The 13,577-nt window shown below is 54.5% G+C and carries 13 protein-coding genes; 8 read left to right on the forward strand and 5 right to left on the reverse strand.

The window, feature by feature from the left end:
- Position 1: 1 nt before the first annotated feature.
- From H6F59_RS24975 to H6F59_RS26885, 6 genes are all read left to right on the forward strand, one after another.
- The gene (locus H6F59_RS24975) at positions 2–1,105 is read left to right on the forward strand and encodes a hypothetical protein (RefSeq protein ID WP_313887313.1); all 1,104 of its coding nucleotides are present in this window, start codon (positions 2–4) and stop codon (positions 1,103–1,105) included.
- Complete coding sequence (locus H6F59_RS26600; RefSeq protein WP_242021673.1) at positions 1,102–3,243, forward strand: formylglycine-generating enzyme family protein; 2,142 nt, start codon at positions 1,102–1,104, stop codon at positions 3,241–3,243. The genes H6F59_RS24975 and H6F59_RS26600 overlap by 4 nt, the downstream gene beginning before the upstream one ends.
- 183 nt (positions 3,244–3,426) lie before the next feature.
- On the forward strand, positions 3,427–4,284 hold the full coding sequence (locus H6F59_RS24985) for a formylglycine-generating enzyme family protein (RefSeq protein ID WP_190707470.1): 858 nt from the start codon (positions 3,427–3,429) through the stop codon (positions 4,282–4,284).
- 152 nt (positions 4,285–4,436) lie between these two features.
- Positions 4,437–5,282, forward strand: a complete 846-nt coding sequence (locus H6F59_RS24990) for a formylglycine-generating enzyme family protein (RefSeq protein ID WP_190707473.1) — start codon at positions 4,437–4,439, stop codon at positions 5,280–5,282.
- A gap of 370 nt (positions 5,283–5,652) precedes the next feature.
- Positions 5,653–5,811 carry a hypothetical protein gene (locus tag H6F59_RS24995; RefSeq protein WP_190707476.1) on the forward strand — a complete coding sequence of 53 codons (159 nt, stop codon included), beginning with the start codon at positions 5,653–5,655 and terminating at the stop codon, positions 5,809–5,811.
- On the forward strand, positions 5,811–5,936 hold the full coding sequence (locus tag H6F59_RS26885; RefSeq protein ID WP_277882463.1) for a hypothetical protein: 126 nt from the start codon (positions 5,811–5,813) through the stop codon (positions 5,934–5,936). The genes H6F59_RS24995 and H6F59_RS26885 overlap by 1 nt, the downstream gene beginning before the upstream one ends.
- A 278-nt stretch (positions 5,937–6,214) precedes the next feature.
- Here the strand turns inward: H6F59_RS26885 and H6F59_RS25000 are convergent, their stop codons facing one another.
- Together H6F59_RS25000 and H6F59_RS25005 are read right to left on the reverse strand one after the other, a co-directional pair.
- Positions 6,215–6,478 carry a hypothetical protein gene (locus tag H6F59_RS25000; protein WP_190707484.1) on the reverse strand — a complete coding sequence of 88 codons (264 nt, stop codon included), beginning with the start codon at positions 6,476–6,478 and terminating at the stop codon, positions 6,215–6,217.
- Positions 6,479–6,575: 97 nt separating this feature from the next.
- Positions 6,576–6,965 (reverse strand): single-stranded DNA-binding protein, encoded by a 390-nt coding sequence (locus tag H6F59_RS25005; RefSeq protein WP_190707487.1) that lies wholly within the window; start codon positions 6,963–6,965, stop codon positions 6,576–6,578.
- A 154-nt stretch (positions 6,966–7,119) separates the two neighbouring features.
- On the opposite strand from H6F59_RS25005, the gene H6F59_RS25010 reads away from it, so the two are divergent.
- Complete coding sequence (locus H6F59_RS25010) at positions 7,120–7,371, forward strand: hypothetical protein (RefSeq protein WP_190707489.1); 252 nt, start codon at positions 7,120–7,122, stop codon at positions 7,369–7,371.
- 143 nt (positions 7,372–7,514) lie between these two features.
- Here H6F59_RS25010 and H6F59_RS25015 read toward each other — a convergent pair whose 3' ends face one another.
- A complete protein-coding gene (locus H6F59_RS25015; RefSeq protein ID WP_190707491.1) occupies positions 7,515–7,658 on the reverse strand; it encodes a hypothetical protein in 144 nt (47 codons plus the stop codon).
- Between the two features lie 559 nt (positions 7,659–8,217).
- On the opposite strand from H6F59_RS25015, the gene H6F59_RS25020 reads away from it, so the two are divergent.
- Positions 8,218–12,444 (forward strand): PAS domain S-box protein, encoded by a 4,227-nt coding sequence (locus tag H6F59_RS25020; RefSeq protein ID WP_190707494.1) that lies wholly within the window; start codon positions 8,218–8,220, stop codon positions 12,442–12,444.
- 412 nt (positions 12,445–12,856) lie between these two features.
- On the opposite strand, the gene H6F59_RS25025 is transcribed toward H6F59_RS25020, so the two are convergent.
- Positions 12,857–13,039, reverse strand: a complete 183-nt coding sequence (locus tag H6F59_RS25025; RefSeq protein WP_190707502.1) for a CU044_2847 family protein — start codon at positions 13,037–13,039, stop codon at positions 12,857–12,859.
- A gap of 205 nt (positions 13,040–13,244) precedes the next feature.
- Positions 13,245–13,577 (reverse strand): response regulator (locus tag H6F59_RS25030; protein WP_190707497.1); only part of this gene is annotated, 333 nt, incomplete at its 5' end.

Raw genomic sequence — 13,577 nt, forward strand, 5'->3', positions numbered from 1 at the left:
GGTGAATAGGACTGATGGTCAAAGGTTGGTGCTAGAAACGTTCTTGCGGTTGCGCAAGAGCGGCTTCAACCTGGGTATGGATGAGTACCTGGCTGGGTTAGCCCTAGTTTCAGATCAGGCATTGCCCTTTGCCCACAACCTGAACGCCTTAAAGCGATCGCTAAAGTCGCTCTGGTGTACCTCGCCGTCGGAGCAAAAGCAGTTTGACCCTGATTGGGATAAAGCTCTGGCCATTGTGCAAATGGCTGGCCCGGCTACCGTCGAAACGAAGGAAAGCCTACCCCTACCCCCGCAGCTACCCCTTGAGCCACCTTCGCCACCGCCGACAAGATTTGATCAACCCCCTCCAAAAGCCATTGCCGAAACCACTACCCCAGCCTTGGATGCCGCCGCTCAACCTGTGCGTGCCCCCTTTACCCCAGCAGAGATTGAGCGCCCCGTAGAACTACAGAGCTACTGGCCCGTATCACGGCGGTTTATGAGCTATAGCTGGCGCTACCTCAGACGCACAGTAGAAGCAGGGCCAGCGGATCTGCTAGACGTCGAGGCCACCGTCCAGCAGACTGCCCAGCGGGGGTTTTATCTGGAGCCGGTGCTGCGGCAGCGCGATCATAACCAGGCCCAACTGGTGCTGCTGATTGATCAGAATGGGTCGATGATGCCACTGCATCAATTTACCCGCGAAGTGGCCGACACAGCCCTTCAGGCCAGTGGTTTGCCCGCCGGACAGGTGGCCGTGTATTACTTTCAAAACGTTCCGGCAGACTATATCTATCACGATGTGTTCTTAACCCAATCGGTGGAGCTCAAGGCTGTATTGGCCACCTGTGATGGCGACACCAGTGTGTTGGTTGTCAGCGATGCCGGGGCGGCCCGAGGCTATCGGCGACTAGACCGAATTCGAGCCACGGTACGGTTTCTCACCCAACTGCGCCGCACCACCCAGCTCTTTGCTTGGCTCAATCCTATTCCCGTAGAACGATGGCCAGGTAACTCGGCGGAAATGATCGCTAACCTGGTGCCCATGTTTCAGATGGATAATGATGGTCTGAGCAATGCCATTGATGTCGTGCGGGGGCTGCTGGTTCAGCCCACTCAACCATGACCGAGCTGCTAACCCTAGAGCAACGCCATGAGCGGGCCGAGCGCCGGGTCAACCGCTTTGTAGATCGGTTCGAGCCCGCTTATTACGACCTGGTGTGCCATGCAGCCCTGCCCCTAATTCTCACCCCAGAGTTGGTGAGTTACCTGCGCAATGAGTTTTTGCGGGAGGTACCCTGGATGGCCGAGGTGGACCTGCTGCTCTCAGACCTGTGCTCTCCAGTCGGGTACGAACTTTATACGATGGATGCCGATGTGCGGGCCTACGCATTGGCTGAGCAATCTCCCACCTTCACCGCTGAGCGCAGGCGGGAGGTGGCTAATTTGCTGATTAGCTATGTCCGTTATCTGGCGGAGCATCAGTCCTACCTGAGCGATCGCGAACTAGAGGCCCAGCAGTGGGCGGCCATGCTGTGCCTGGGCGAAGCCGAACGCCAAACCGTTGTTTCTAAACTGGTCGAACGGTTTCAGTCTGCCGAAATCGGGGTAGCTATCGTAGGGGCCGACCTACTCGACAATGCTGAAATTGCCCACCTCGCTCAACTCACTGAAACCCTCAAGCCGCAGCTGGCCGATTACCCCGAGTTGATTGAATATGCCGCTTTGGTGAGCGACGTGCAACTGCGCAATATCGCCCTAAAGCGAGCCCGTGTGGAGAAAACCTATGTAGTCGCCCCTGGACAATTCTTACGATTGCCTGCTGCTCTACAGACGGAGTTGGTAGCCAAGGGGCGCATTCAAGTGGGTAAGAACGTCACCCAACAGGTGTTTTTGAGTGAGTTGCCTGCGGCCGGGGTAACTAATGGGACTCAAGACTCAAGCTCAATAAAAAGTCGGTTCGAGTCAATCAACGAGCTGAACAGCTTACCTGACCATCAATTTGAAGCCTTACTCTTTGCGCTCAATCTTCCAATGGGTGTGATGCCGCCTCGCAGTGCAGCCCAAGGACTGCGCGCATCAGCTTTGCTGCAGTGGATAGAGGGACCAACCGGGCCAGGGTTGGACACACTGCAAGCAGTTTTGGAACAGGTACAGGCAGAAGAAAGCTCAGCGGAATCCTCAGTTTCTTTTCCTCCCCTCGAACCCTTTGAGTTTATCGAAGCCCACTTTGATCTCGACGATGACCCCAACCCCTTCCCGCCCCCTCTCCAACCCGACGAATTCACCGTCATCGCTCTAGAGGTTCAGCCAGATCGTGGAACCCCTCAGGATCTCGAACCTTTCAATTTCATCGTTGCTACCATTCAGCGTCGCCCTAGCCCACAGCAGGAGCAACGCAGCCTGTTTGGTGGCCTGTTCGGCGACCGTTCTAACTCATCTGAGTGGGAAATTTTACGCCAAGAGCAACAAGCCTATCGCCTTCAAGAACCCTTGCCGGGCATCGCCCCTCTCGAAATGGTGTCTATTCCCCGAGGTACTTTCCTCATGGGCTCCCCAGATAAGGAACCAGAGCGTATAGAGCGTGAAGGCCCTCAGCATGAGGTTATAGTGCCCTCCTTTTTTATGGGCCGCTACCTAGTGACCCAGGCGCAATGGCGAGTTGTGGCTGCCATGCCCCAGGTCGAGCGAGAGCTAATGACTGACCCCTCGCAATTCAAAGGCAACAACCGCCCCGTAGAGTGCGTGACTTGGTATGACGCGGTAGAGTTTTGTGCCCGTCTCTCGGCCCACACAGGCCGTCAATATCGCCTGCCCACCGAAGCTGAGTGGGAGTATGCTTGCCGGGCCGGTACCACAACCCCCTTCCACTTTGGTAAGACCATCAGCCCAGAACTAGCCAACTACGATGCCAAATCAACCTATGCCGATGGGCCAATAGGGAAGTCTCAACAAAAGACCACCCCCATATACCACTTCGGTATTGCCAATGCCTTTGGCCTCAGTGATATGCATGGCAATGTTTTTGAGTGGTGCCAAGACTATTTGCATGACAACTATGAGGGTGCCCCCATCGACGGCAGTGCCTGGATAGCAGGTGGAAATGCTAGTAGGAGAGTTCTACGCGGCGGCTCTTGGTTCAACCTTCCGTGGAACTGCCGCTCCGCCTACCGCGACGGCTACGGGCCCGGCGACGACGACAACTACATCGGTTTTCGGGTGTGTTGTTCGGCCCCCAAGGCTCTTCAGCTACCCACCAGCTAACCCTTGCCCTTTACCCTTTTGCACTTTTGCCCACAAAAAATAAAAATATGGCGTGCTTCCCCTGGCGCGTTAGCGCCTCGAAAGTCTCCGGCAGCCAAAAAGTGGGATGCTGTGCCGGTCTTAGCGATCGCTCTTAGTGTTGAGTAAGAATCCGGTTTCGTCCCTCAAATTCTCGATGCTCCTATGGCCTCACCCCAACTCACCCTGAACAAACGCCAGGGCCGCAACCAGTGCTACGACGAAGCCCTGGCTGAAGGCGTGCTACCCCTACGGATGATGCAGATCCCCGCGGGCACCTTTCTCATGGGCTCCCCAAAGGACGAACTAGAACGCCAGACGAGCGAAGGCCCCCAGCATGAGGTCACCCTCTCCCAGTTCTTCATGGGCAAATACCCCATTACCCAAGCTCAATGGCGGGCGGTGGCCACCCTGCCCCAGGTCGAGCGTGAGCTCAAGTTTGACCCATCAAGCTTCCATAGCGACCTACGTCCTGTGGAGCAGGTGTCTTGGTACGATGCGATGGAGTTTTGTGACAGACTCACGATTCTGACCAACCGTCAATACCGTCTGCCTACCGAGGCCGAATGGGAATATGCCTGCCGAGCTGGTACTATAACTCCCTTCCACTTTGGCGAAACCATCACCACTGACCTTGCTAACTACCGAGGCACCGACAACGAGGAACGCAAGTGGTCGGGTTCCTATGGCGATGCTCCCAAAGGCGAATACCGCGAAGAGACTACCTCAGTAAATCAGTTTGAGGGGGCGAATGCCTTTGGCCTCTGCGACATGCACGGCAATATATTTGAGTGGTGCCAAGACCATTGGCATGACAGCTATGAGGGTGCGCCCACCGACGGCAGTGCCTGGACAGAAGGCGGAAACTCAGAGCTACGAGTCAGACGCGGCGGATCTTGGCTCCTCAGTCCGAGGTACTGCCGCTCCGCGTACCGCTACATCAATCAGCCTAGCTACGACTACTATGACCTCGGGTTTCGAGTTGTTTGTTCGGGCCCTAGGGCTCTGCTATCGTCGTTGTAGCCGGTCAGAATTGGCAGGTGTGAATCTGTCAGGCGTGCCTCAGAAGAGTCCAGACCTACTCCGGTGATGCCCCAAGGCATCCAAAAATAAACCGGGTCAGCTATTTTGGTAGGGCAACCGAAGACCTAGCTGACCCACCCCACCTTTTTCCTATGGCGCTTACCCTTCGTCGCACCCCCCGCACCGCCCAGGGCTTTGTAGAGCCCCTGCTGGCGGTGGGCGATGCCCTGCCCCTGCACATGGTGCTAGTGCCCGGCGGCACCTTTTTGATGGGCTCCCCAGACGACGAGCCAGAGCGAGAGGAAAGTGAAGGCCCGCATGAGGTTACAGTGCCGTCCTTCTTTATGGGCCGCTACCCGGTGACTCAGGCCCAATGGCAAGCGGTGGCTGCCCTGCCCCAGGTCGAGCGAGAGCTAAAGGCTGATCCCTCACGGTTCAAAGGCGTCAACCGTCCTGTAGAGTGCGTGACTTGGTACGACGCAGTGGAGTTTTGTGCCCGCCTCTTGGCCCACACAGGCCGCCCCTACCGCCTGCCCAGCGAGGCTGAATGGGAATATGCCTGTCGAGCGGGCACTACCACCCCGTTCCACTTTGGCGACTCGATCACTACTGACCTAGCTAACTACCGAGGCACCGATCGGGAATACCAAGGTGACATCTACTCGGGAGCCTATGGCGATGGCCCCCACGGTGAGTATCGGGAAGAGACGACGGATGTGGGTAGCTTTAAGGTGGCCAACACCTTTGGCTTGTACGACATGCACGGCAACGTTTTTGAATGGTGCCAAGACTGGTGGCATGAGGGCTATGAAGGAGCCCCTGCAGACGGCAGTGCCTGGTTAGCCCATGATGATGCTGCTGAAGAGAACCGCGTGCTGCGGGGCGGTTCCTGGAACTACAGTCCTGGGGACTGCCGGTCGGCGGGCCGTAACAGGGGCGCGCCCGACAACTTCGGCAACTTTGGTGGTTTTCGGGTGGTGTGCGGCGGCGCGAGGTAGCCCTTTACCCTTTTTCCCCCTGCCCTCTGGCAATTTTTTGGGGCAAATTCTCAAAAACGGTTTTGAATAGTTGCCTGCGCGCGCAGCTAGCCTATCTGCTGTCTCCGCAACCAGTCAACGAAAGAATGGGGGTTTCAGCCTTTTTCGTAGTCCGTCGTTGGGCATATGACAGTTAGGGTTAACAAGCCTTAATCTGTTCGACATAAACCCGCGAGGCCATTGGCCAATTGGGCAACCTAGGCTCAGCATATTTGTAGATTCATCCTGATATTTTCCCACTGGCTGCACAGGCTGGTGGGATTTATTTTGGCGGAGCCTAAAACTCCACCCCACGCCTGCCAGAGGCGACGGCTGAATGATGCCGTAGCGATTGACTAGCTCACCCGTTGCCTCACCACGCCACTACTCTGAGCCCGGGCTCGATCGCACCTACCCCAACCTGGTGGATGGGGCATTAGTAACCATGTTCCAGCGGGCTTTGACGGCGGGAAGACTAGCAAGTATTTACGAAGCGCAAGAAGGGCAGTAATGGCGGTAGTTATAGGGGCCGTAATCGCGGCGTCTGTGCTGGTTGGTATGGCGGCATTGCTGGTGCTACTGCAATGGGCCATGATTCATTGGATGGTTGAGGGGGATGAAGACCCTCGGGATTAGTGCGGGTAAAGTGTCCGAGCTATCCAGTCAACGAGCAACTACTCAAAACGCCGTTGCAGATTGGCATGAGCTGAGCAACAGCTCATGCCAATCTGCAGCACCACCTGCCCCCTTAGCTACGGCAGCTGACAAGCATAAGTGTCAGCTGCCGTAGCTACACCCCAAACCGCCTATACGCTGCCTCAACCAGTGCAGCAGCACCCACAGCAATCGCAATCAACAAAATGCCCCGGCGCGGGGCCAGGGCTGTGTGCTCATTAGCTGTAATAGTAAGCGGTCTATGCTGCGATCGGTCGGGCGACCGGCCAGGTATCTACCACCTCATGGCCGGGGCAGTGCTCGGCTACATGGGCAGCGATCGCGGCCTGCTCACCCCAGCCGTAGTAGCCACCGCTGGCCACCTCCAGGTTGAAGCCATTGATCAAGGTTTGACCTCCTGCTTTGTGGGCAGTGATGACGCGATACCAGCGGGTGCGAGTGCGACGGCCAGAGCTGCGGTTAGCGGTGGGCCGGGTTGGATTTTGAACGGTTGCAAGTACCATGTAATTACCTATCACTTTGGGTAATCCCCTGCCATGACCTTGAAACATGGCAGGGGTTTTTGCATTGATGCCCTGGGGTAAGTGTGGCCGGCCATTGTTACCGCTTCTGGTTACTGCGATCGAGCGCCTTCACCACGTAGTCAGGCAACGGCTCTGCTGTGAGGGCAGGGCCATCAGCAAAGGTAATCAACCTCAAATACGCGGCTTCGCCATCCTCACCCTTTCCCGCGCTGCGGCTGAACCAAATCGCCGCCCCAAACTTGGGGTTACTGCCACTGCGACGGGTGTAATGGTGCCCCATCCACCAGATGACGGTGGGCCCGTGGTCGTCGTGGGCTACCTCGATCGCCCCGATCGCAGCTACCCAGCCATTCTTATAGGCATCGAGCGGGCGCTTCCAGTTGGGCGGGTTGGCTGCGGCGATCGCCATGGTAGCGACTTCAATCTGCTTCAGTGCGCGGGCTAGGTCGGCGGTGTTGTCTTGCATTGCGGTAATTTTTCTGGGTGCGGTGGTACCACGGCCAAAGCCACGCTCAGCAGTGTGTGGTGACGGTAGCAGTTAACTTTATGCTGCCACCTGATCTAGGCTGGTCGGAGGTGCAGAAATCCGCCAAAAATCGAACTTGCAGCCCCGAGAAACGATGTATTGGGAAGCAAAAAAGCGTCGCCAGCTGATGGCCACCGACGAGGGGTGGGAGGGTTTCAAAGCCCTAGCCGCGAGCATGGATCTGTCTGCTTCGGAGCTGGTCGAGCGACTGGGGCGTGGCACCGTTCCCCTAGAGCCCTCATCGGGCGACGTGCTGACCGTGACCAAGTGGGAGAACGTTCATTGCAAAGCTGTAAACGCTACCGGGGCAGAGTACGCCTGCAAGCGCGTCAGCTCCACCGACTAAGCCACATGGCCGATTGCAGGGTAGAGTGCGATCGCACCTCACCAGCAGGGGCACCATAGGCCCACAGCGGGCGCGTGCCATATCTAGATGCAATAAACCCCCACAGACAACCGCTGGTCTGTGGGGGTTTTGTTTTGGCGCGATTAGCTATCTAGCCCGCTCAAGCCGTAGGACTGAATCATGGTGACGATTTGTGATGGTGCCACTTGCCCATTATTGCGAAGCTCGGGTTTGGGCACCTTAGGTGGATTGAGTCGGTGCTGCTGTGGATTCTGGGGTATGGCCATCTGATTGGCCAATGTATACCATGCTGGGCTTTGCCCTGAGTTGGTTGATGGGCGCTGCCGTGCTGGTAGCGATGAACCTGAGACAGCGGGCATAGACAGCAAAACCCCCAGCGCTGGGCCAGGGGCTAAGGTGAAATTCTATTTACGCTCAACAGCTTACCGCCGCGCTTGCCCCCTTTAACAAGGGGCCCTAGCATTGGCTCATCTTTTGTACAGTGACTCTTCATTTGTCGTGGAGACACATTAGTGTCGTCAAAGAAGCAAAGCTAGATTTGGTTTGCTTTTTCCGCCTTAAGCCAGTTTGGTAATGCCAATGGTTAGACGAGGAACGGCTGAGCAAACTCTCTGTAGTCCTGCCGTAGAGAAGGTTCTGTTCCACGACACGAATTTGTCTCAATGTCGTTTAATTTAGCACTGTACAATTGCCTTGGGTTGGAACCTCTCATGAACCTTGCAAACCGTGGCAACCGACTCGGCTGAATTCTTTAGCGCGGTTCAATTGCCAATTTAGCGGAGCAACGTAATGATCGGCAGGAGCATTGGGCTAAGCGTGCAGAGAATGATGACCAGGGATTCACCATTGCTCTCTTATGGTTTGGTGTTGCTCAATGTGACTCTAACATCGGTAATCAGTCTGTGGCTTGGCTCCTGGATAAAACCCACTCCCCTGGCTTTGTTTTACGTGGCAGTGATGGTCAGTGCCTGGTATGGCGGACTGAAACCAGGTTTAGTGGCAACCGTACTGTCTGCACTAGCCATTAATTACTTCATTCCACCACACAGTGCCCTGGGTATTGTCGATCCCGGAGATCTGCTCCGCTTGGGAGTGTTTATCATCATTGCCTTACTGATTAGCAGGTTGAATCAATCCCGCCAAGTTGCCCTGCGACAAGAACAGCAGCTTCGGGCTGAGGCAGAAGCTGCCCAGCGTCAAACGGCTCATTTACTGGAACACATGACAGATGCGTTTGTGGCGTTCGATCGCCATTGGCGTTATACCTATGCCAACCCTGCGGCTCTACAAATGCTGCAAAAGTCTCTCGAAGAGCTAATTGGCAAAAATGTTTGGGAGGAGGTATTCCCTAGCGAGAAGGGAGGATTTACCTATCGGCAACTGCACCGAGCTTTAGAGGAACAGGTTCCTGCATCTTGGGAAGAGTTTGGTGAACCTGTGCAACGGTGGCTAGAGGTGAGAGCTTACCCTTCACTAGAAGGAGTTGCTATCTATTTTCAAGACATCACTAAACGCAAACAAGCTGAGGCAGCACTGCGGCAGAGTGAGGAGCAATTGCGATTAGCTACAGAGGGAGCCAATCTAGGCTTATGGCATTGGGACATAGCGCTTGACAGGTTGGTCTGGACCGATCAATGTAAAGCGCTGTTTGGGTTGCCCGCTGATACTGAAATGTCTTATCAGGTTTTCTTAAATGCCGTACATCCAGACGATCGTCAGCGCCTTCAGGAAATGCGTCCTGTACTAGAGGATGGGCAACTAGAAAATCATGAGATTGAGTACCGAGCGCTTTGGTCTGATGGCACCGTGCGCTGGTTAATGGGAAGAGGAAGCGCCAGCTACGACGCGGCTGGAAAACCTATCTTTAGTAGGGGGGTTGTCTTCGACATCACCGATCGCAAACGAACTGAAGAAGAATTACGCAAGAGCGAACAGCAATTGCGAAGCGCGATCGAAGTCACTCGATTTTCACCATATGAATGGAACCCGGTAACGGGTGAACTCATCTGGGATGCCAATTTGAAAGCGATGTGGGGGCTAGCACCAGATGCCGAGGTAAATTTAGCTGTCCATAATGCTGGGCTCCATCCCGAAGACCGCGAGTATGTTGAACAACAGGCGGCAAAAGCCATTGACCCCAATGGTGATGGCATCTTTGAGGCTGAATTTCGTGTGATTGGTATTGAAGACGGAGTCGAACGCTGGATCTCGGGTCGTGGCCAAACGTTTTTTGATGCTGAACGTCGTCCCGTTTACTATGTGGGTGCGGCGCAGAATGTTAGCGATCGCAAACGGGCTGAAGCCGCTTTACGCGAAAGTGAAGAACGCTTTCGGGTTCTGGCGGATTGTGCCCCCTGTCTGATTTGGCTGAACGGCGCTGATGGAGGCTGCGAGTTCGTCAATCAAGCTTACTTAGACTTTTTCGGCAAAACGTTAGAAGAGATCCAGGGGTTTGGATGGCAGGTTGATCTGCATCCCGATGACGCAGACGAGTATGTTTCTGCTTACGTGAAGGCGTTTCAGGAGCGCCAGCTCTTTCAAAGAAAGGTTCGAATCAGACGAGCAGACGGACAATATCGCTGGCTTGACTGCTATGCTGTGCCTCGACTGAGTGATTCTGGAGACCTGCTAGGCTACGTGGGAACCAGCTTTGACATCACTGATCGCAGGCAAACTGAAGAAGCTTTGCGCGAAAGTGAAGAACGGTTGAGATTGGCAATGGAAGCTGCCCAAATGGGAAGCTGGGATTTAGATATCAGGACTGGAGAACTGCTTTGGTCAGAACAATATTTCAAAGTGTTAGGGTATGAACCCGTTGCGGCTGGGGAAGTCAGTTATGAGATGTGGAGTAGTCGAGTTCATCCCGATGATCGAGACTTAGTTCTGCAAAGATGGCAACAGTCAAGGCTAGAACAGCAGCTTTATCGAGCAGAATACCGAGTCATTCGAGCTGACAATGGGCAAATTGCCTGGGTCGCTTCCCTGGGAAGTTTCACCTATGACGAAACCGGGCAGCCCATTCGAGCACTGGGGGTTGTGTTTGATATCACCGATCGCAAACAGACGGAGGCAGCCTTACAGGAAAGCCTTGCCATCCTGAACACCGTGAACGAAGTAACTCCCACCCTGATTTACATCAAGGATCGTCAGAGACGCTTACAGATGGTCAATCCAGCCACGGCTCGCTTACTCGGCAAATCGGAAGCAGAGCTGATCGGCAAAACAGAAGTAGATTACCTCAGACCAAAAGAGGCTGAGCAAATAGCAGAAAACGATTGTCGCGTGATGGAAAGCGGGCAGGTCATTATTTTTGAGGAACTGGTCGTTGTGCCAGAAGGAAACCGAATATTTCTTTCAGCTAAAGCGCCGTATCGTGATGAACAGGGCAATATCATTGGATTGATTGGAGTTTCCACAGACATCACCGATCGCAAACAGGCAGAACTGGCGTTACGCGAAAGTGAAGCGCTTGCCCGGGCTCGTGCCGAAGAACTGGAAGCACTGATGGAAGTTGTTCCAGCTGCAATTTGGCTAGCCCATGATCCTGACTGTCACCAAGTAACGGTAAATCGAGCGGCTTATAATTTGATGCGGGCAGAACCGGGTGATGCAACGACTGCTACCCCTGCTAACGGCATCTATCCCTTCAAATTCAAGCTGCAAATAAAGGGACAAGACGTTCCAGCAGAAGAGCTTTCCTTGCAAAAGGCAGGGAGAACAGGCCAGGAGGTCGTACAGGAAGCCGAACTCGTGTTTGAGGATGGCGTCGTGAATTACATGTATGGACGAGCCGTACCGCTGCGGGACGGGGCAGGTAACGTTCGCGGGGTAATCGGCGCCTACGTGGATATTAGCGATCGCAAACAAGCTGAAGCCGAGCGCGAACAGCTCTTAGCACGAGAACAAGCTGCACGGAAAGAAGCTGAACGGGCTAATCGAATCAAAGATGAGTTTTTGGCAGTGTTGTCTCATGAGCTACGGTCGCCCCTCAACCCCATCCTTGGCTGGACTCATCTGCTGCAAAATGGCAAACTGAACCCGGATCGTCAAGCCGAAGCATTAGCCACGATCGAGCGCAATGCCAAATTGCAGACCCAACTAATCGAAGATCTCTTAGACATTTCCCGCATCATGCAGGGCAAGCTGACACTCACAGCGGCTTCCGTCAGTCTAACGTTTGTCATCTCTGCGGCAGTGGAAACCGTGCGTTTGGCAGCAGAAGCCAAGCAAATTCAAATTTTGCTCGACCTTGATACAGCGGTTGCTCCTGTTTCTGGCGATGCTGCCCGCTTGCAGCAAGTGGTGTGGAACCTGCTCACCAACGCCGTCAAGTTCACTCCCAATGGTGGGCAGGTCGAGGTTGAACTGCGGCAATTGAATCAACTGGCTCAAATTCGAGTCATTGATACCGGAAAAGGCATCGATCCGCAGTTCTTGCCTCATGTATTTGAATACTTTCGGCAAGCAGATAGCACTACAACCCGAAAGTTTGGTGGCTTGGGGTTAGGGCTAGCGATCGTACGGCAAATCGTAGAAATGCATGGAGGAACCGTTAAGGCAGAAAGCCTGGGTAACAATCAAGGCGCAACATTTACAGTACGGTTACCTACCATTCAAAAAATGGTTCCGGCTGTGTTTGAGCCGACTCATGCTGAAGTAGGAAACCAGGAAACTCCTTTAAGCGACCTGCGAATCCTGGTTGTAGATGACGATGATGATACGCGTGAATTGCAGGCTTTTTTGTTGGAGCAACGTGGAGCCAGGGTAACAGCTGTCACGTCTGGCTTAGAGGCATTGCAAGCGCTTGATCGGTTCACTCCCGATGTGATTGTCAGTGATATTGGTATGGCAGACATGGATGGCTATATGCTGATGCAGCAGATTCGCTCTCGCCCTCCAAGCCAGGGTGGACAAGTTCCGGCGATTGCCCTGACTGCCTATGCTAGAGACTTTGACCAGCAAAAGGCACGTCAGGTAGGTTTCCAAGCGCACATCACAAAACCCGTGGAGCCAGAAGCGTTGGTGGAAGCGATCGCAATTCTCCTAAGATAGCCTGGTCCTTCTCCTACGCGAACAACTGTTGATGGACATAAGCAAACTTGGAGCGATCGCTCCCACTCGCAGGTCTTTCATGGGTCGCTGAATAATGAATCAACCCTGGTGATGATTCAAAACTTAAAGGCTCCACAGCCGCTTCAATCGCTTATCTCTAGTCCATGGCTATTGTGCTTCGTAACTATGGATGAGGTGCGGTGTGGACTAGCAACGGTAACTATGTGCTGGGCAAAGGCGATCGACTCTTTCCTACCTGGTCTCAATGTAGCGAAGCTGCGATTTGGGCATAGTTGCCTTCTCGATGCATAGTTGCCTGCGCTTGCAATTAGCCAATCTGGCTTAACCCCACGCCTGTACTCACGAAAGAGCTGCCAAGAGAGGTTGTGATGCTGCTTTGTGGCGCGGGCAACTATACGGTTTGACAGGAGCTACCCTCAAGCGCTGAGGCCTCAGCTTTCCTGAGGAACGAACACTCCACTGTAATCTTGAGGTTGGCATCAGCTGTGCCCTTGGTGAGGTAGGGCACCCGAGCTTCCCCAGCTACTTTTACCCCACATTCGAGCGTCATCTTGTCGTCCAGCGTTAGGGCCATTAACCACCTTCTGCTCCATTAATGGTCAAACACGACCACCTCATGGCGCTCGCCAACCATGAACAGAAAGGGAAGCCGTTTCCCTCGCCGCGCAGCTGAGGTTTTGGTTCTAAAGCCACCTTGGGAACGTTCTGATGCCTCCTGAATTTGCACCTGATGAATGACAGAGATGTCCGGGTCTAGCTCTAGACCGCTAAAACGCACCCTAGCCTTCTTGCGATTGAGGCTTCACTAGCGTAGCGATCGTGCTCACCAGTAGGTCTGGGTCAATGGGTTTGGCCAGATGCAGCTGAAAACCAGCGGCCAGGGCGTGCTGCTGATTGACCTCTCCCGCATAGGCTGTCAGGGCGATTGCAGGAATATTGCCCCCCTGGTCGTGGCGCCGTTGGCGAATCTGCTGAATCAGTTCATAGCCATTCATCTCGGGCATGCCGATATCGCACAGCAACAGGTCGGGTACAGACTGATTGAGCTGGCCGAGAGCCTGTAGGGCTGAGGCGGCAACCGCTACCTCAGCCCCCGCCTGGGTGAGCACGAA

The organism is Nodosilinea sp. FACHB-141, assembly GCF_014696135.1.
Lineage (GTDB): Bacteria > Cyanobacteriota > Cyanobacteriia > Phormidesmidales > Phormidesmidaceae > Nodosilinea.